Source organism: Cerasicoccus sp. TK19100 (assembly GCF_027257155.1).
Lineage (GTDB): Bacteria > Verrucomicrobiota > Verrucomicrobiia > Opitutales > Cerasicoccaceae > Cerasicoccus > Cerasicoccus fimbriatus.
Window position 1 is genome coordinate 177,724 of record NZ_JAPWDU010000007.1, and the last position, 17,817, is coordinate 195,540.

The following is a 17,817-nucleotide window of genomic DNA, read 5'->3' on the forward strand; positions in this document are numbered from 1 at the left end:
CAGCTCGCTGTTTATTCAAGCGTCTCGCTAGCGCGGGGTGTGCTGGAGAGCAGGCTCTTCACGGCGCTGATATTGCGGTTGTCCAGAGCCATCTGGCCGACGGATTGGTCACCGTGGTATCGTGAGATTCTGCTATCGTCCGACTCTTCCGTGTTGTCTGTTTGCAGCGGGTAAATCTCGCGTGGCTGGTTTGCGTTTTTGCGGAGTTCGGCGGCTTGTTCCATGGCCGGCCAAAGCTTGCGGAAGTTATTGAAGTCGCTGAAATTTACATGGGAATTGCGTCCGAGTGGATCCAGGTAGAGCAGATTGAGGGCAATGTCGTCGATTTGTTCCTGGTCCAGCTTCACGTTGCGCGAGATGGAGATTAGCTTCTTCCAGGCGTTCAGGTATTGGGGGTCCAGATCGACGGCGATCACGAGATTGTCCAATGCTTCGTCATAGCGCTCCTGCTCCATGCGCAGGTAGGCGAGGAGGTAGTAGCCCTGCGGGTCCTGCGGATTGCGCTTGATGTAGTCGCCAAAAACACGGTCGGCAATGAGCTGCGCCGTCTCGCCGCGGAAGGCACCTTCGCAGCCGAAGCAGTGGCTTTCGATGCGGCCAAAACTGTCGGGCATCAGCTCGAATGCTTTGGCATAATGCTTGGCGGCTTCCTCTTCCTGGCCTGCATCCATCAGCTTCACGGCGAGGCGGGACTGAATGCAGTAAGCGTCGACAAAGTAGGTCAGCGCTTCTTCATACATGGCAATGGCTTCATCTCTAAGCCCTGCGTAATAATAATCGTCAGCGTTCTCTGAAATGCGAATGGAGCGAAGCACTTTGTCGAAGAATTCAGCTTCCTCGGTATTGCCCTGAGCTTCGCGAATAGCTCCCATTACCGCGTAAACACGCATGCGGTCCTCCTTACCCTGGTCACCATCGGAGGGGTCCATGGTCATGGCCTGTTTGATGACGGCTTCGGCTTGCTGTAGCTTACCGGCGTCGAGCAGTGCTTGTCCTTTCCAGATTAGCGGGCGTTCTTCAAATTGATTTATCTGCGACAAGTAGTCGAGATAGGGAATCGCATCGACGCCCTGGATCTCGACCAACACTTCGTAAAGTTGGTCATCGTCGTCGCGTTTGAGGAGCTGGGCCTCCAAGAGCGCTGTGGCAGTTTCAGACTGTCCCGCAACGTGCAGCGCGTAGGCGACTTTTGCGGGCAGGTCGTCCTTGTTTTGCTCATTGAGGTAGTCGCTGAGAAAAGGTTTATTGAAGTCTTTGGATGTCGCCAGGGTATCGACCATGTCGCCAAATCGCTGCTGTCCGTACAGTGCCAGGAGGTAGTAGGCCATCACGTCGGGTAAGGCTTGCTGAATGGCTTCGCGGCGTTGCTCGATTTGGTAATCCTCACCCGTGGCATTGGCGGAAAGTTGCTTTAAATAGTCTATCTCGGCCAAGGCGGTTTCTTCCAGCGCGGTGTAGTTCTTTAGCTCCAGATAAGTTTGGAGAAGTGGGCTGCGCAGGTCGTAAAAGTTGAAGTAATCGTCCTCGCCAATGGGCTGCGCACGCACGATGGCGAGGGTGTTTGCAGCGATTTGAATACTGAGGTCCGTGAGTTCCTGATTGTCGGTGATGATGCCGAGTGAAAGGGCATGTCGGGCGATGGAGTCGGTGTCGGACGCGCTTTCGTAGATCAGGTTCTTGTTGGCGCTATCTTGAAGAATTTCGCTGGTCTCGCGATAGATACGCAGCGTGGATTCGATGTCTCCCTGCGCGGAGTAATGGTAGGCCAGTGAAGAGGCAGCCTGATCGAGCTGATCCACTTGCACGGGCTGGCTGGCGATCAAGCTGGTAACCAATGCATAGATTTCGGCCTCTTTCTCATAAACTTCAGAAAGCTCGAAGAGATCGCTCCAGAGTGGCGAGTCAGGGTTACGCGAGATCGCACCGTAGAATGCCTGCCATGCGGCCTGCTGCTGCTCGGGCGTGGTGAATTCCTTGGACTCATCAATGTAATAATTGGGATCAGATTCGACCGTGGCAAGTAGCTCGGTCGCTTCAAGGGCTTGCCCAGCTTTGATGAGTGACAATGCCTGAATGTATTTGGCATTCATGTAGGCATTGTACTGCGGATCATGATGATCTTCTTTCGGCTTTTCGGGGGCAGGGAAGCGCTCCTGCATTTGCGCGAACAGCTCCATGTCTTCGGGAGAGCTAACAAGTGCCCATTGTGCTACGGCCAACTCGTCTATCATTTCGAGTGCGATTTCTGCGGCGAGTTCCTGCGTTTCGCGTTGGTCGTAGCTGTGGATGACGATCAGGGCGGGCAGCTTTAGTGCCTGCCGAATCAGCGCTGCCGAGCGTTCTTGACCAGCGCTGCTGACGAGCTCCTGGGGAAAATACAATGTGGGCAATTGCTCTCTGCGATACGGGTTGCTTTCGCTTTGCATGAGGTTCGTCATCAGAGTCGGCCAACCGGGCTTTTGCTGGATGGTTTTAAACAACTCCATGGCGTCTTTTTGCTCTTCGAGAAACGCAGCTTGAGCGGCGGTGTAATCTTCGCGCATTTCCGCAGTGACTTCCGTGACGCCCTCATATTTTTCCATCATTTGTTCTTGGAAGGCTTGTTGTGCGAGCATGAGGTTGCGTATCGTTGCCAGGTTTTCCTCGCTGCCGGCAATGGCGATCAGATCCGTTTCATCCACGGGCTGCATGCGCGCCATCTGCGCCTCAAGGCGCTTTATCTGCTCTTCAATGTCGGAGCCGCGCGAGTCTGTGCCTTCCAGTCGATTGATCAGTTGCCGAAGTTGGCGGTCGATATTTTGATACACATACGACTGGCGCTGATCTTCGCCAGCGGATTTGGCCAGCTCCTTCCATTGCTTTTGAGAGGCTTTGAGCGATGTAATGAACGCATCACTGCCGTCCGGGGCTGCCATGTATTGCAGCATGGCGAGGAGGAGCATGTTTTCGAAATCGCGAACCGACTTGGAGTCGACCTCTTCCAGCGATTGCTGATAGGTGGCAATGAGTGCGTCCCATTGCTCGGCGGGCGGCATGGCATTGAGCAAGTCCACCATCTCGATAATTTCTGTGTCGTTGGCGGGTGACTCGTAGTGATACGCCTCGCGCTGATCCTGGTCGAGGAAGCGTTCCTTCAGGGTGAGCCATTCGTTGACATCAGCCGCGTGGCTGAGAACGGGGAGTGAGAGGATGAGGCTTATCGTTTTGAATAGTTGCATGATGGCTCAGGTATTGATTGGGAAGTTTACCGCTATGACGAGGAAGAAGCGTCTTTGTTCCGCTTGTTTTGGTTACATATATCACGAGAATTGTTAAAACTTATCTGTTTTAGCATGAGATGTTTCTTGTCGCGGGCAGGCGCGTTAGGGCATTGACCCCTGTTTGGTTTAGGTTAGTATGGAGTTTTACTATTACTCACTGCATGGATCAGGCATATATCCTCACCAAAGCGCGGCTCAAGCTGGCCTACGATATTGAGGCGAGTAAGCCCGAGCACGGGATACTTATCCTCAAAAATGTTCCACTGAAAACATACCTCGTCGTCGAGGAGGACCAGTGGTGGCTGTTGCGTAAATTTAGGGAAGGAGTGCCGTTGCAAGAGCTGTTGCCCAAGCTGATCACCGACCGCAAATGCCCGCCGCTGCGCAGTCTGTATGAGCTGGTGATGAAGGCCGTGGTGACGGGGGTGCTCGAAGTGGATGACCAATGCCTGGCCAGCGCGCCGAAGCAAAACCGCGCAGTGGAGTGGGACCATGGCTTGCGCTTCGGCATGGCGCATTATTTTGGTGTGGCAGCGATTTTGTTTGGGACGCTTACGGTGCTCTTCCGCCCGCTGGGCACGCCGACGAATCTCCTGGAAATCCTGATCGGCTGGCTCCTCATCTGCGGCTGCCTCACGGTAGGGTACTTTCTCTCGGCGTGTTTGCTGGTCGGCTTTGACCGCGAAGTGTACGATACCCGGTTCCGCTGGAAGCACGCCTTTCCGCATTTCTGTTGCAACGTGGAAGACGGACGCATGGGCGGACGCTTGTGCGAGATGAGCGTCGCGCTAATGCAGATGGCACCGATGTTTTTCATCACCGGCATCGCCGCGATCTGGTATCCCCATTTGGTTTATGTGCTGCTGCTCGGTGTGTTTTTCATCACGGCCCCCACAGGCCGGAGCCCGGCGAGCCTCCTGCTGCGGAGCCTTTATCGTCGCTACCCACTCTCGACCACGCACGACTTTATCTTTGTGCAAAATCGTCTGCTGTGGACGCTGATTAATGCCCGCATAAAATTCACCGATAAGAGCTACCTGCTGATCTTTGGCGCGTTCACCTTCGTATGGCTTTTCACGGTTTTCCTCGCGAATCTGTCTGCGTTCGACTTAAACTTACGCTACCTCACCGATCGCTACGTGCAGGATGGCGGTGCGGCGTTGACGGTGATCATCGTGCTCATACAAATGGCGGCCACGGTGCTGGGTAGCCTGGCGATGATTTCCTGGATCGCGGCGAAAAACGTGCTGCATGTCATTGAGCAATTACAGGCGCGCAAGCAGAAGCCCGGCCCCATGCGCAACCACGAGATCTCGACCGAGGCCGTGACCCAATACTTCAGTGAGACACTCCTCCTGAAGGGGGTTAACGCCCAAATCCTGGACGAGCTGGCGCAGCGGGTAGAAGGCGTCGTCGTGGACCCCAAGCAATACGTCTGCAAAGAGGGTGAGGTCGGCGAGCATTTGTATTTCGTTTACGATGGCGGCGTGGAGGTGCTCATGGAGCTAAAGTCCGGCCGACCGCTCAAGATCACCGAGCTCGGTGTGGGCGATGTCTTTGGCGAGATCGCGCTCCTCTACAATGTGCCGCGTACCCGCTCGATTCGTGCCGCCCGCAAGAGCCTGCTACTCGCGATTTCCCGTGATGATTTTCAGCAGCTCATCGTGCGCAGTTTGGGCGCGCGTGATGTGGAGGAAATTATCCGCAAGCAGTCCTTCCTGCACCGCATCGATCTCTGCCGCAACTGGCATCCGCAGGCGCTGACCAGCTTTTCGCGATTGGCCAATATCGCGGAGTTCAAGGCGGGAGACACCGTCATCCGCAAGGGCATGCGCAACCAGTTTTTCTACCTGATTTACGACGGGCTGCTCGAAGTCGTGGCCGATAGCAAACGCGTGGCCAAGCTTGCCACGGGCGAGTTCTTCGGTGAGATCAGCCTGCTGCAAAACAGCACTGCCACGGCCGATATCGTGGCGATTACGGACAGCCATTGCCTCGTGGTTCAGCGGCGTGACTTCCTGCAATTCATCGGCAAAGACTTTCTGGTGGGCCTCCAGTTTGAGGACATCAGCTCGAAGCGCCTCAAGCACCCGATCTTCCCGCTAACCGGCGTCGCCTACGACGACTTCCCGGATCGGTAAAATTTATTGGCTAAACCGGAATGTCCGCAGCACTCAAAGAAACCTCTGCATCTTTTTAAAAAGCTTTTTGCTGATCACTATCGTGAAGCGCTTATCTTCGATGAGGGTCAGTTTGTAGCCAGAGAAAAGCCACTTTTTATATTCTTCGGCCCTAAGGTAGTTCCACGGCAGTAGAATTCTCTTATGGAACAAACGAAATAGAAAGAATGGTGCCATGGTCAGTCCGACGTCGTTGATGCCGATTTCCAGCGCGGAATTGAAGTTTACGCCATTTATTTGCGCTGACTGAAATCTCAGGTATTCACCTGCAATTTTCTCATCGTATGCGAACGTTTTCGCAACTCGATGCCAACCACTCATCTGCGAAAGCATATAGAGAATGCTGCACCAAAGTATTGGGAAAAATATTGGAAATAAATAGACTGGGAACGGTAGCTCTTCGTTCATGAATGTTCAGCAGATATTAAAAATAAGACAGATTTGAATCTGCTGATTGCTGCAATTGGCAGTCTAATCGATCTCGATCTTCGCCGGGTCGTAATTGACCTTCGGGTAGCTCAGGTGGAGGTCTTCCAGGCAGGCCACGACGATACGGGCGACAAGGAGATTGCGCGCCCATTTCTTGTTGGCCGGGATGAGATACCAGGGGGCATGGGCGTGGCTGGTCTTTTCAAACACTTCCTCGTAGGCCTTTTCGTATTGCTCCCAGCGGCTGCGGGCAACCAAGTCCGACGGGTCAAATTTCCAATTTTTCTCCGGCCGGTCGAGGCGTGCTTGCAGGCGCTCTTTTTGCGCTGCGCGGTCGATGTGGAGGAAGAATTTGATGATGATGCAGCCCTCGTCGACGAGTAGCTGCTCGAAGTCGTTGATGTGGCGGAAGCGCTTGCTCCAGACTTCTTTGGGCTTGAGGTCGTTCACGCGCACCGCGAGCACGTCCTCGTAGTGGCTGCGGTCAAAGATGACGATCTCGCCATTGGCCGGCGTACTGCGATGCACACGCCACAAATAGTCGTGGGAAAGTTCCTTCGTGCTCGGCTTGTCAAAGCTGGCCACATCGACGCCCTGCGGATTGACGCCGCGGAAAACGTTGCGGATCGTGCCGTTCTTGCCGCTGGTGTCCATGCCCTGCAGCACGAAGAGCAGCTTCTTGGACTTATCGACGAAGAACCGCTGCTGGAGGTCGGCGAGGCGCGCGTTGAGCTCGGCGAGCTCATCTTTGCCCTCATCCTTGTCCTCCGGAATGTCATCCCAAGGGTCCGGCGACACCTTCGAGAGGTTGTCGTTTTGGCCCTTCTTGATCAAGTAGTGCTTAAAGTCTTTCAGTTCCATAGCATGCCCGAATCGTGTCGTGGGATTGTCACGATAAGTTGCCCCGGGGACAAGGACTTAATCGCACTCAATTACGTGGTAAAGATCGTCAAATCGCACCATTCGTCGTCGACGCGGGAGTCGATCGTCACTTGGCCGAATTTGGCTTCGGCCAGTGGGGCAAACTTGGCGCGGACGTCGTCAACTTCGATTGCGAGGATGCCGCTCAGGGCGAGCACGCCGCCGGGGGCCGTGGCGTTGATGAGTTGCTCGGCGTAAATTTTGAGGACGTCGGCCTGGATGTTGGCCAGAATGATGTCAGCCTGGCGACCGGCAAGGCCGTCTTCGAGCCCCGCGTCGACGAACTCCACGCTCGATTCCGCCAGCTCGTTGAACGCGCGGTTCTCGATGGAGACGCGGATCGCCTCGGGGTCGCGGTCGAAGGCATAGACGTCTTTAAAGCCGAGCTTGGCGCCGGACATCGCGAGGATGCCGCTGCCGCAACCGGCGTCGATCAGGCGCTTGCCCGCGAAGTCGGCATGCGCGTCACGGTAGTCAAGCAGGCGCTTGGCCATGAGGCGCGTGGTCTCGTGGCTGCCGGTGCCGAAGGCCATGCCGGCATCGAGGTAAATCGCGGTCTCGCCGGCGGGCACGTGGTATTCCTCGCGCATCCAGACGGGCACCCAGTGGAGATCGCCATACGACCATGGGTCGATGAACGCCTTGTAGGCGTCCTGCCACTCCTGGTCGTCGAACTCGCGCCAGTCGGGCTCGGCGGGGAGCACGGGGAACTCGGCACGCATCTCAGCGTATTCCTGCTCGGCCTGCGCGCGGTCCTCAAAGAAGCCCTGGAGCTTGATCGGGTCGTTATCCTTGATCTGGAGCAGCGACCAGTTGGAGCGAACGTATTCGCACATGTAGGCCTCAAGCTCTTCGGCTAAATCAGGTGTGACGGTGCAGGAAACTTCGTGCATAAGCTTTGCGAAAGAAAGTTACTTTGCGGGGCAAAGTTAAATACGGCCCTGGAAGGCGGCCTCTTCGGCGAGTTTGCGGATCACGGCGGGCAGCAGCGCATGCTCAGCCTGGTGGACGCGCTCTTCGACTGCCTCCAGTGTGTCTTCCGGGTAGATCGGCACCGAGGCGCGTTTGATGATCTCGCCGCCGTCGACTTCGTCGTTCACCCAATGCACGGTGCAGCCAGTCTCCTTGTCGCCCGCCTCGAAGGCCTTGCGGATGGAGTGCAGGCCCGGGTGCTTGGGCAGCAGGCTGGGGTGCAGGTTGATAATGCGGCCTTCGAAGGCTTTGAGCAGCGGCGTTTTGAGCACGCGCATGAAGCCAGCCAGGACAACGAGGTCCGGCGAAATGCTGTCAATCGCGTGCGCCCAATGCTCCTCGGCTTCGGGCGTAAATTTGGTCTTATACGGGCCCGGATCGAGGTAGATGCTGGGCGTGTCGAACTGCGGCCCAAGCTTCAGGATGCGTGCATGCGGCTGGTCGGAGAAGATGCCGAGCACTTGGCTAGGGCCCAGGCGTCCCTCTTCCTGGGCGCGGAGGATTGCCTCGGCGTTACTGCCGCGACCGGAACCTAAAATGGCAACGCGAAACATAGATCTTAAAAGGTTGTAGCGGCGGCGCTGATCTTGGCAATCAAAGACGTGGTGCTGTAGCCCTGCAAAAATGGCATGAACTGGATGACGGCACCGCAGGCCTCCAGCGCGCCGCGTTCCTCGGGGTTGAGCGTTTCCAGCGTGTAGTCGCCAGCTTTGGCGTAAACGTCGGGCTGGAGCGCCGCGATCTCGGCCGTCAGCCGCGGTGTGCCGAAGGTGACGAGCGTGTCGACAAAGTTCAGCCGCCCGAGCAAATACGCGCGCTCCAACTCGCTCTGCACGGGGCGGGTTTCGCCCTTGAGCGCCTTGACACTGACATCGGAATTGATCGCGATGAACAGTGCATCGCCCAGTTTGGCGGCCTCGCTCAGGAAGTAAACGTGCCCGGTGTGCAGCAGGTCGAAACAGCCGTTGGTCAGCACGACCCGTTTGCCCTCGGCGCGCAGCGTTTCGCGGCGCTCAATGGCGTCGCTCAGGCTGAGCAGGCGGGGATTGGGCAAGTCTTGGACGTTCATTCAAACCACTTCTTGGCTTTGTCGAAGAAGGACTTTTCCACCGGTTCGTCGGCATCACCGCAGACTTCGGCAAAGTGCTCCAGTGCCGCTTTTTCATCGCCCGCGAGCTTCTTGGGCACCTCGATCTCGACGCGGACAATCTGGTCGCCCACGTGGTTGCCGCGCAGGGAGGGCATGCCCTTGCCGCGCAGGCGGAACTTGGTGCCGCCCTGGGTGCCGGACGGAATCTTGAGCGAGGCGCGGCCGGAAAGCGTCGGCACCTCGATGGAGCCGCCCAGCGCCGCGAGCGTGAACTTGATCGGGATCACGCAATAGAGGTCGTCCTCATGGCGCTCGAAAATGTCGTGTTGCGCAATGTGAAGCGTCACGTAAAGATCGCCGTATGGGCCGCCCTGGCCACCGGCATTGCCGTTGCCGCGCGAACGCAGGCGCGAGCCGGTGTCCACGCCGGGCGGGATGTTGAGCTTTACCTTGTGCGTTTTGACCTGCACGCCGTGGCCACGGCAGTCGTCGCAGGGGTTTTCAATGACGGTGCCCTGACCCTGGCAGGTCGGGCAGGCCTGGCGCACTTGAAAAAAGCCGCGGGAGCTAATTACCTGGCCGTGGCCGTTGCAAGTCGTGCACTTGGTGCGGGCGCTGCCGGATGCTGCGCCGGTGCCGCCGCACGAGCCGCAGTGCTCATGGCGTCGGTAGGAAATTTCTTTGGTGCAGCCTTCGGCCGCTTCTTCGAGGGAAATTTCCAGATCTTCGCCGAGGTTCTCACCTTGCGTGGGGCCGCCGCGCTGGCCACCGCCACCACCGAAGAATTCCTCGAAAATGCCGCCTCCGCCACCGCCGCCCTGCTGGCCGAAGAATTCGCGGAAGACGTCGAACGGGTCGTGGAATCCACCCGCGCCACCGGCACCGGCACCCGCGCCCTGAAAGGCAGCGTGACCGTAGCGATCGTAGGCGGCGCGCTTGTCGGGATCTTTGAGGGCCTCGTAGGCCTCGGAGACCTGCTTAAATTTTTCCTCAGCCTCGGGATTGTCCGGATTTTTGTCCGGGTGATACTTCACGGCCATCTTGCGGTAGGCCTTTTTGATCTCCGCAGCGTCGGCGTCCCGGCTAACGCCGAGGAGCTCGTAATAATCTTCGGGCATTGCTTAGGCGTCTTCGTTGGTTTCGGCCGGGCCGGAGGACACGACCACGGAGGCCGGGCGCAACAGGCGGTCGTTGAGCTGGTAGCCCACGCGCATGACCTTGATAATGTGGTGGTCGGCAATCTCGTCGCTGGCTTCGTGGCCTACGGCTTCGTGCTGGTGGTGGTCGAACTCGTCGCCCGGGGCCGGGGCCACCTGGGTGAGGCCGCGCTGTTCCAAGATCTGGTTGATCTGGGTGACGATGAACTCGAAGCCCTTGGCGACGTCGGCACCGCTCTGGGCCTTGGCCGCATGTTCGAGGCCGATCTGGAAGTTGTCGATGGCCGGCAGAAGGTCTTCGATCACGCCGGACTCGACAGCCTTGCGCAGGTCGTCCTTTTCACGGGCGACGCGGCGGCGGTAGTTGTCGAGGTCGGCCACGGCGCGCAGCGTCTTGTCCTTCTGGGCCTGCAAATCGGCCTGAAGCTGCTCAATCTGCGCAAGCAGTGCGCCCACGCCGTCGTCGTCCGCAACTTCGGTGGTGTCGGTGTTCTCGACTTCCGGATTCTCGGGTTGTTCTTCGTTGACTGGTTTTTCGGTGTCGCTGCTCATGGCTGGAAAATTGGAAAACCGCCTAATTTAACCGAAAACACCGTAATTCAAAGGGTTTTTTTGTTCCCATGGAAAAAAGGAGGTCGTTTGGGGCTGAAGCTGGGCGTGAGAGGCATTTTTTGGCCCGCGAAGTCACGTGAAGCGCCGATTTTGGGTGCCTAAAAACGCGTTTAGTGAGTTTGGAGTGCGCCAGCCCTCTGGCGCTTTCGCATTTTGGGTGACGCTGAAAAACTGAAACCAGAGCATTATTTTGCTCGATGTATACATTTAGACTGCCCTGAAAATCCTAAAGCGCCAGAGGGCTGGCGCACTCCAAACTTGTCTCGCGAAGCGATTGTAAGCCGGGTTATTGCAAAAGTCTAACCTGCCTACACCCCAATATCTTCGTTCCAGAGCTCGGGCTTGGCGGCGATGAAGTCGCGCATCATCTGCTTGCATTCCTCGCTTTCGAGGTGGATGAGCTGCACGCCGTTTTGGCGGAGGGTGTCCTCGGCTCCCATAAAGGTTTCGTTCTCGCCGATGATGACGAGCGGGATCTTGTAGAGCAGAATCGCGCCCGTGCACATGGGGCAGGGGGAGAGGGTGGTGACGATGAAGCTGTTTTGGTAGTCCTTGGCGCTGAGGCGACCGGCGTTTTCCAGTGCGTCCATCTCGCCATGGAGCACGGAGCTGCCCTTTTGGATGCGCTGGTTGTGGCCGCGCCCAACGATCTCCGGACCTTGGTCGGTCAACCTGACGAGCACCGAGCCAATGGGAATGCCGCCCTCGGCCAAGCCTCGGCGGGCTTCCGCAATGGCGGCGTCGAGAAAGGGCTGATAGTCGATGTCGGACATGGTGGGCGGAGGCTAGTAGTTGCTGTAGGAGTCGAGCTTTACCCGCAGATCGGTTGAGTAATATTCGTCTTCCTTCATCTTCATGACGACATCCAGCGCGCGCTCGTAGCGGGTGTTGTTGGTGTCGATGTGCGTCACCTCGCCCTTGGAGTTTTTAATCACGACGATGTAACCGGCGTCCTCCCAGCCAAATTCGTAGTCCGAGAGCTCGGACTTGTAATTGTTAAACTTGTAGGGCGAGCCCTGGACGTAGGTGGTTTGTTTGCGGGGAAGGTTGACCGTCTTTTCGGTGACGGAAGTGACCTCCAGGCTGTTCTTGTATTTGGTATGCCGGGCGAAGCAAACGAGGCGCACCTTGCAGTCAGTGTAGCTCTGATAAAGGTCGTCATTGACGATCTCGATCACCGGTTCGAAAAAGTAGTCGTCGTCGTCGCTGTAAGAGCTGTTGTATTGCGATTCCTTTTTGCGGTTGGACTTAAAGCTGAACTCCAGATCCACATCGGGTTTGAGAATTTCTTTCTCCTTTTGCTGCTCTTTCCACCAGTCGCGGACCTCGCGCTGATCCTTGAAGCTAAGGTTGTTGATCGGGATGTAAAACTTCCGCTGGTCGACCTCACGCTTGACGTGGATGCTCTCCTGGCCGCGGTAGTCGGTGACTTCCAGCAGCTCGACCTCGATCGAGGCCCCGTCCTGATTGGTGAGGGTGCGGGTGTCGGCGCGGCAAAGGGAGATGGTGCCGAGCACGAGCAGTAAGGTGGTGAGTGTTTTGTTCATAGCTAACACGTATTAATGGTCAATGATTCGACCATCATAATAGATGAAAGTTCAATGGAAATCGATTACAATTTCCTAGCAAGATTGCAACGGCGCGCCCATCAGGCACTTTTGCCGGCTCTAAAGCTGCGCCTTACCGTGGACTGCGCGGACGATGGCCCCGCCGAGTCGGTTGTCGGCGATGGCGTCGTGGAGCTGCGTGTAGAGCGAAAGCATGTGCTCGTAAAAGCCTTCCGGGGTCGATTCCTTGATGGCCTCCTCGGCGTCTTTGGTGCGTTCGACTAGCTTGCCATACCAGTCGGCAAAGTGTGGGTGCAGCGGCTCGATGGTGAACAAGCGCCAGCCGTTCTCGGCCAAAAGGCGCTCGATCTTGTCGAGTCTTAAGGGATTGGGGAGGAACGGTTTGCCGTTTTCCATGATGGGGTTACTGGCGTAGCCGCCGCGGTCCACGTAGTCGAAAATGGCAAACTTGGACTCGTGCGAGGCCACGTGGGACAGCGTTTGCAGCGCCGCTGCCTGGTCGTCGAAGGCGTAAAACGCGTTGAAGCTGACGAGCAGGTCGAAGCGCTCCTTGAGGACGAGGGAGGAGTCGACAACGTCCGTGTGGATGAAATTGCAGCGCTTGTAATGCTCGTTGGCATAGATGACGGATGGGTGGCTGCGGTCGATGCCGGTCACCTCGCCCCAGCCCTGCTGGCGGATGTAGTCGGCCGTCGCGCCGAGGCCGCTGCCAACGTCGAGCACTTTGGCCGATGGGTCGCGGGGCAGCTTTTTGAAGACCATGTCGATGGCTTCTGAATCGCCGGCGTGAGCATAGTCTGCTTCGCGCACGAGGCTGAGGGCCTTTTTGCCCGCGAGGCTGTTCATTTCAATCGGAGTATCCGCCATAAGCTTTCTACCAATGCGCAAACCGCGCACGGTGTAAAGCTTACGCATTTGCCGCCTGTAAAATTGCGTCTCCGCCATTGCCACGACGTGGCAATCAAGGATGCAACGGCACGTTGCCTCAGCCGCCGACGCGGACGACGCGATAGCCGCGCTGGGCGAGCTCGGGCTCGACGGCATCGCGGACGTCGCCCTGTAGCTCCACGGTCTTGCCCTGGACTTTGCCGCCGCAGCCCAGGCGCGTCTTAAAGTGTTTAAGCATCGCATCGAGCTCCTGCGGGCCGGTGGTGTTCATGCCTTCGCCGGAAATAATGGTAACCACTTTTCCGCCACGCCCGCCTTTCTGGCGTTGCAGGTCCACGCGGCCACGTTTCTTGACTTTGGCCGGAGCGGGGGTGGGCTTGGGCGCGGGGGCTGGTTTCTTCGGGGCATCGGGCAGGCCTTCACCGCTCAGTGCGCCAAATGGGTTGGCGTCCAGGCCGTTGCCGCCGTCGGTGGAAATACGTTGTTTCTTGGACATTGGGAAAAGGGGAGTTCGGGAGTTGTGGGTTGTGAAGTTTTGTGTCCTGAAGCTGGTGAGTTGGAGGACAGGTTGAAGGTGTTGCTTGAGGTCAGTTAGTTTGCATACATGCGAACGCTAAGCGCAGGGGGTGACAGCAATAGCGGGCGTTCCCTGCTGTTAATGTGTCATGCCTCATCTCTTTATTGCTCTGAAGCATAGAAATCCTGGTGAATTTGATAGATGATTGTACTCAGCTTCATCATGTTTTCTGAACTCATCCGTTGGTGTTGGCTCCAAAACTTCATCGAGATCAAAACCTGCCCTTATTAGGGGGTTGATCATCTCCTGAAGTGGCCTTCGATATGAGGTTACAACCACCGGTTCATCAAATCCTCTCCATTCTAGCTCTGTTTTTTTAACGGAGAAATAGTTTTCACCTGATCTAATGCGGTAGTCGGATGACGGGTGTTCGACCGAGAAAACCAGGATACCGCCTTTTGCTAAGACTCTAAAGAACTCTCTGAAGATCGCTTCCCAGTTTCGAATATGGTCCAAGACGAGAGCGCATATGATGACGTCAAAGATGCCGTCCTCAAAGATGGGAATTCCGTTCTCCAAGTTTAACTCATGGAGCACCGCTTTGCTACCCAGCCGAGTCTTCGCATAATCCAGCATTGTAGGGCTTACATCAATGCCAACTGGATCAATTGCACCTAGTGCCAAAATTTCTTCCAGGTAGATGCCTGGACCACATCCAGCATCCAAAACACGTTTCCCTTCTAATTTTGGAAGAAGCGATAGCACTGCTGGTCGGTCATAGTAAGCGTTGTGAGGCTTTGTTTTTGCCCGTGCGTCATAGGATGCCGCAATCTTTTCATAGGCGTCTAGGGAAATTGGTTTCATTCGATTTTTCGCTAACTAATTTTTTGGATATATCTAGCGGCAATATTAGCGCGGTTGGATTTCTTTTGGGGCTCTTTTCATGCTACTTCCCCGAGCAACCGCCGGGGGGCATGTTCTCGGGTTCGTCTTTCAGGAAGGCCAGGGCCTTGCCGTAGCTGCGACGCTCCAAGAAGTGGGCCAGGCGCGGGGGCAGCTCGGCGGCGTGTGCGCGGTGGTAGGCGTCGAGGTCGCGGATGGTGTCCGCCACCGGCCGATCACGGGTTTCCAGTGATTCCAGATGCTTAACGAGGGTATCAAAATCGCTCATGTTTTTGGCCTAATAGCTTGCGGAATATCAGGCAGAAGTCTATCTCTACCTCTTCTTTACGTCGAAAAACCCTTTAATTAGACAGAATTTCAACGCCAGGCGTTCAGCATATGGACGCCTATACATTTTTTGCCAACGCGGATAATTTCCCCTCTTAGCCCCTTACGCCATGAAGAATCTCGGTATCGCCAACCGCTGGAATGCGGACCTGATCGACCAGAACTACGAGCAGTGGCTCGACAATCCCGACACGCTCGACGAGCACTGGCGGGCGTTTTTTGAAGGCTTTGAGCTGGCCCAGCAATTGGCCAGCGCGGGCGAAACGGGTGTCACCAGCGCTACGGCGGCGGAAATTGAGGGCCTCGACGCAATTACGCAGTCCCGCGTGATTGGCGCGATTTACGCCTACCGCTCGATCGGCCACACGCAGGCGCGCTTCAACCCGCTGACGGTTGAGCCCGTGCCGAATCCGCGCCTGTCGCTGGATCGCCTGGGCCTGGACAAGGTCGATACGGAGAAGGAATACCACACCGGCAATTACCTGGGCGGCGTTTTCATGACGGTGCCTCAGTTGCTGGAGCGTCTTTCGGAAACCTACTGCGCCCACGTTGGCTGCGAGTATATCCACATTCAGGAGACGCCCAAGCGCCGCTGGATTCAGGCCGCGATCGAGCCGACCAATTTCAAGGCTGACTTCAGCCGCGAAGAAAAGCTCCGCATGCTGGACAAGGTCATGCAGGGCGAAATCTTTGAGCGTTTTCTGCACACCCGCTACGTCGGCCAGAAGCGCTTCTCGCTGGAAGGCGGCGAAACGCTGATTGCCGCACTGGACTTGCTGATTCAGGATTGCCCGGCCAACGGCGTCGAAGAAATCGTGATGGGCATGGCCCACCGCGGCCGACTCAACGTGCTGGCAAACATCCTCGGCAAGTCCTACCAGTTCCTTTTCCGCGAGTTCTCGGAAAACTACATTCCGGAGTCCATCCATGGCGACGGTGACGTTAAATACCACCTCGGCTACGAAGCGGTGCTGAAAACCGTTTCCGGGCAGGACATTGAGCTCCGCCTGGCCGCGAACCCGAGCCACCTGGAGGCGGTTGACCCCGTCGTCGAGGGTAAGGCCCGTGCCCGCCAGCGCATTCGTGGCGACCTCGAGCGCAAGCGTGTGCTGCCGCTGCTCATCCATGGTGACGCCGCTTTTGCCGGCCAAGGCGTGGTCGCGGAAACGCTCAATCTGGCCAAGCTGAAGGGCTACCGCACCGGCGGCACGATTCACGTGGTGATCAATAACCAAATCGGCTTTACCACGGACCCGCGCGACTCGCGTTCCAGCCGCTACTGCACCGACATCGCCAAGATGATCGATGTGCCGATTTTCCACGTTAACGGAGATGATCCGTTGGCTGTTTGCGCTGTTATGCGCCTGGCCGCGAAGTATCGTCAAGAGTTTGCTGACGACGTCGTGATCGACATGTATTGCTACCGTCGCCACGGCCACAACGAGTCCGACGAACCCGGCTTCACCCAGCCCGATCTTTACCAGCGCCTTTCCAAGCACCCGGCGATCAGCGAGTCGCTTAAGTCGCAGTTGCTCAAGACGGGCGACATCTCCGAAGAGGAGGCTCAGAAGCTGACCGACGACTACCAAAATACGCTCAACGACGCCTTCCTCGACGTGAAGAAGGAAGAGGAAAAGCAGAACAGCAAGAAGTCTCAGGCCCAGGCCAAGGAAGACAAGCTGAAGGGCTCAGCCGGTATCACGCAGCCGCCGTTTAAATTTACCACCACGAAGACCAGCGTCAAAGCCGAGGAGCTGCGCCACGTGGCCCGTCGCCTCACCGAGGTGCCCGGCAACTTCAGCGTGAACAGCAAGATCGCGCGCCAGCTCAAGCAAAAGTGGAAAAACTTCGAGGCCGGCGAGGGAATCGACTGGGCCTTTGCCGAGTCGCTCGCGTTCGGCACGCTGCTGCTCGACGGCACACCGGTTCGCTTGTCCGGGCAGGACTCCGAGCGCGGCACCTTCAGCCAGCGCCACACCGCGTGGTATGACTCCGAGACGCGCACCCGCTACGTGCCGTTGACCAATCTCGACGCGAATCAGGCCACCTTCTGCGTGCACAACTCGTCCCTCTCCGAGGCGGCGATTCTGGGCTTCGACTACGGTTACTCGATCGACTACCCGGACATGCTTGCACTCTGGGAAGCGCAGTTTGGCGACTTCGCTAACGGCGCGCAGGTCCACTTCGACCAGTTTATCGCCAGCAGCGAATCCAAGTGGGGCCGCGTGAGCGGGCTCGTCATGCTGCTGCCGCACGGCTACGAAGGGCAGGGGCCGGAGCACTCCAGTGCCCGCCTTGAGCGTTACCTGCAGGCCTGCGCCGAGGACAACATCCAAGTCGCGATGATGACCACCCCGGCGCAATACTTCCACATCCTGCGCCGCCAGAAGAAGCGCGATTTCCAGAAGCCGCTCGTCATCATGGCCCCCAAGAGCCTGCTGCGCCACAAGCAGTGCGTGTCCACGGTTGAGGAGCTGCAAAAAGGGCAATTCCACGAAATTCTCAACGACGAAACGCCGCCCAAGAAGGCCAAGCGCGTCATTCTTTGCTCGGGCAAGGTTTACTACGATCTGCTCGCCTACCGCGAAGAAAACAAGATCAAGGACGCCGCCATCGTGCGCGTTGAGCAGCTCTATCCGTTCAACGAAAAACTGCTCACCGATATCCTCGCGAAGTACCCAGGCTACGAGCACCTCGTCTGGTGTCAGGAAGAGCCGCAGAACATGGGTGCGTGGAGCTTCATTTACCACTACATCAAGCAGGTCTCGGGCAAGGAGCCAATCTTTGCCGGTCGCCACGCCGCCGCCAGCCCCGCGCCGGGCTCGCTCGCCGTTCACAAAATCGAGCAGCAAACCCTCGTGGAGGAAGCGTTCGAGAAGACTTCGGCCAAGTAACTCCTTGTATTCAAAATGCAGAATTCAAAAACGTCTCAGAATTCTGCATCAATAAAAGAACTTACCAGAACCAAGTAAATCCCGCCTTCGTTAACCCTT

Annotated in this window: 16 protein-coding genes; 2 read left to right on the forward strand and 14 right to left on the reverse strand. The window is 57.1% G+C overall.

The genetic code is table 11. The features are described from left to right. Window positions 1-11 precede the first annotated feature (11 nt). Complete coding sequence (locus O3S85_RS18165) at window positions 12-3,218, reverse strand: tetratricopeptide repeat protein (protein WP_269542247.1); 3,207 nt, start codon at window positions 3,216-3,218, stop codon at window positions 12-14. A 203-nt stretch (window positions 3,219-3,421) separates the two neighbouring features. Here O3S85_RS18165 and O3S85_RS18170 point away from each other — a divergent pair, with 203 nt between their 5' ends. After that, window positions 3,422-5,401: a cyclic nucleotide-binding domain-containing protein gene (locus tag O3S85_RS18170; protein WP_269542248.1), complete on the forward strand. Its 1,980-nt coding sequence runs from the start codon at window positions 3,422-3,424 to the stop codon at window positions 5,399-5,401. Window positions 5,402-5,434: 33 nt separating this feature from the next. Here the strand turns inward: O3S85_RS18170 and O3S85_RS18175 are convergent, their stop codons facing one another. From O3S85_RS18175 to O3S85_RS18235, 13 genes are all read right to left on the reverse strand, one after another. Beyond that, window positions 5,435-5,848, reverse strand: coding sequence for a hypothetical protein (locus O3S85_RS18175; RefSeq protein WP_269542249.1), 414 nt, complete (start codon window positions 5,846-5,848; stop codon window positions 5,435-5,437). 63 nt (window positions 5,849-5,911) lie between these two features. Next, a complete protein-coding gene (locus tag O3S85_RS18180) occupies window positions 5,912-6,730 on the reverse strand; it encodes a PPK2 family polyphosphate kinase (RefSeq protein WP_269542250.1) in 819 nt (272 codons plus the stop codon). 71 nt (window positions 6,731-6,801) lie between these two features. After that, window positions 6,802-7,683 carry a 50S ribosomal protein L11 methyltransferase gene (locus O3S85_RS18185; protein WP_269542251.1) on the reverse strand — a complete coding sequence of 294 codons (882 nt, stop codon included), beginning with the start codon at window positions 7,681-7,683 and terminating at the stop codon, window positions 6,802-6,804. A gap of 36 nt (window positions 7,684-7,719) precedes the next feature. After that, on the reverse strand, window positions 7,720-8,316 hold the full coding sequence (gene purN / locus O3S85_RS18190; protein ID WP_269542252.1) for a phosphoribosylglycinamide formyltransferase: 597 nt from the start codon (window positions 8,314-8,316) through the stop codon (window positions 7,720-7,722). A gap of 5 nt (window positions 8,317-8,321) precedes the next feature. Then, window positions 8,322-8,831, reverse strand: a complete 510-nt coding sequence (locus O3S85_RS18195; RefSeq protein WP_269542253.1) for an adenylyltransferase/cytidyltransferase family protein — start codon at window positions 8,829-8,831, stop codon at window positions 8,322-8,324. After that, complete coding sequence (dnaJ, locus tag O3S85_RS18200) at window positions 8,828-9,970, reverse strand: molecular chaperone DnaJ (protein WP_269542254.1); 1,143 nt, start codon at window positions 9,968-9,970, stop codon at window positions 8,828-8,830. The genes O3S85_RS18195 and dnaJ overlap by 4 nt, the downstream gene beginning before the upstream one ends. A 3-nt stretch (window positions 9,971-9,973) precedes the next feature. Continuing rightward, window positions 9,974-10,561, reverse strand: a complete 588-nt coding sequence (locus O3S85_RS18205) for a nucleotide exchange factor GrpE (RefSeq protein WP_269542255.1) — start codon at window positions 10,559-10,561, stop codon at window positions 9,974-9,976. Between the two features lie 368 nt (window positions 10,562-10,929). Continuing rightward, the gene (locus tag O3S85_RS18210; RefSeq protein WP_269542256.1) at window positions 10,930-11,394 is read right to left on the reverse strand and encodes a nucleoside deaminase; all 465 of its coding nucleotides are present in this window, start codon (window positions 11,392-11,394) and stop codon (window positions 10,930-10,932) included. Between the two features lie 12 nt (window positions 11,395-11,406). Then, window positions 11,407-12,168 carry a hypothetical protein gene (locus O3S85_RS18215; protein WP_269542257.1) on the reverse strand — a complete coding sequence of 254 codons (762 nt, stop codon included), beginning with the start codon at window positions 12,166-12,168 and terminating at the stop codon, window positions 11,407-11,409. A 120-nt stretch (window positions 12,169-12,288) separates the two neighbouring features. Beyond that, complete coding sequence (locus O3S85_RS18220) at window positions 12,289-13,104, reverse strand: class I SAM-dependent methyltransferase (RefSeq protein WP_269542258.1); 816 nt, start codon at window positions 13,102-13,104, stop codon at window positions 12,289-12,291. Between the two features lie 70 nt (window positions 13,105-13,174). Further along, a complete protein-coding gene (locus O3S85_RS18225) occupies window positions 13,175-13,573 on the reverse strand; it encodes a translation initiation factor (protein ID WP_269542259.1) in 399 nt (132 codons plus the stop codon). A gap of 174 nt (window positions 13,574-13,747) precedes the next feature. Then, the gene (locus O3S85_RS18230) at window positions 13,748-14,458 is read right to left on the reverse strand and encodes a class I SAM-dependent DNA methyltransferase (protein ID WP_269542260.1); all 711 of its coding nucleotides are present in this window, start codon (window positions 14,456-14,458) and stop codon (window positions 13,748-13,750) included. A gap of 82 nt (window positions 14,459-14,540) precedes the next feature. Then, window positions 14,541-14,765, reverse strand: coding sequence for a hypothetical protein (locus O3S85_RS18235; RefSeq protein ID WP_269542261.1), 225 nt, complete (start codon window positions 14,763-14,765; stop codon window positions 14,541-14,543). A gap of 169 nt (window positions 14,766-14,934) precedes the next feature. Here O3S85_RS18235 and O3S85_RS18240 point away from each other — a divergent pair, with 169 nt between their 5' ends. After that, window positions 14,935-17,718 carry a 2-oxoglutarate dehydrogenase E1 component gene (locus O3S85_RS18240; protein ID WP_269542262.1) on the forward strand — a complete coding sequence of 928 codons (2,784 nt, stop codon included), beginning with the start codon at window positions 14,935-14,937 and terminating at the stop codon, window positions 17,716-17,718. Window positions 17,719-17,817 lie beyond the last annotated feature (99 nt).

Excerpts from the sequence above, each read along its gene's own strand:
- O3S85_RS18165 (WP_269542247.1), bottom strand. The coding sequence starts at position 3,218 with ATGCAACTATTCAAAACGATAAGCCTCATCCTCTCACTCCCCGTTCTC.
- O3S85_RS18170 (WP_269542248.1), top strand. The coding sequence starts at position 3,422 with ATGGATCAGGCATATATCCTCACCAAAGCGCGGCTCAAGCTGGCCTAC.
- O3S85_RS18175 (WP_269542249.1), bottom strand. The coding sequence starts at position 5,848 with ATGAACGAAGAGCTACCGTTCCCAGTCTATTTATTTCCAATATTTTTC.
- O3S85_RS18180 (WP_269542250.1), bottom strand. The coding sequence starts at position 6,730 with ATGGAACTGAAAGACTTTAAGCACTACTTGATCAAGAAGGGCCAAAAC.
- O3S85_RS18185 (WP_269542251.1), bottom strand. The coding sequence starts at position 7,683 with ATGCACGAAGTTTCCTGCACCGTCACACCTGATTTAGCCGAAGAGCTT.
- purN (WP_269542252.1), bottom strand. The coding sequence starts at position 8,316 with ATGTTTCGCGTTGCCATTTTAGGTTCCGGTCGCGGCAGTAACGCCGAG.
- O3S85_RS18195 (WP_269542253.1), bottom strand. The coding sequence starts at position 8,831 with ATGAACGTCCAAGACTTGCCCAATCCCCGCCTGCTCAGCCTGAGCGAC.
- dnaJ (WP_269542254.1), bottom strand. The coding sequence starts at position 9,970 with ATGCCCGAAGATTATTACGAGCTCCTCGGCGTTAGCCGGGACGCCGAC.
- O3S85_RS18205 (WP_269542255.1), bottom strand. The coding sequence starts at position 10,561 with ATGAGCAGCGACACCGAAAAACCAGTCAACGAAGAACAACCCGAGAAT.
- O3S85_RS18210 (WP_269542256.1), bottom strand. The coding sequence starts at position 11,394 with ATGTCCGACATCGACTATCAGCCCTTTCTCGACGCCGCCATTGCGGAA.
- O3S85_RS18215 (WP_269542257.1), bottom strand. The coding sequence starts at position 12,168 with ATGAACAAAACACTCACCACCTTACTGCTCGTGCTCGGCACCATCTCC.
- O3S85_RS18220 (WP_269542258.1), bottom strand. The coding sequence starts at position 13,104 with ATGCGTAAGCTTTACACCGTGCGCGGTTTGCGCATTGGTAGAAAGCTT.
- O3S85_RS18225 (WP_269542259.1), bottom strand. The coding sequence starts at position 13,573 with ATGTCCAAGAAACAACGTATTTCCACCGACGGCGGCAACGGCCTGGAC.
- O3S85_RS18230 (WP_269542260.1), bottom strand. The coding sequence starts at position 14,458 with ATGAAACCAATTTCCCTAGACGCCTATGAAAAGATTGCGGCATCCTAT.
- O3S85_RS18235 (WP_269542261.1), bottom strand. The coding sequence starts at position 14,765 with ATGAGCGATTTTGATACCCTCGTTAAGCATCTGGAATCACTGGAAACC.
- O3S85_RS18240 (WP_269542262.1), top strand. The coding sequence starts at position 14,935 with ATGAAGAATCTCGGTATCGCCAACCGCTGGAATGCGGACCTGATCGAC.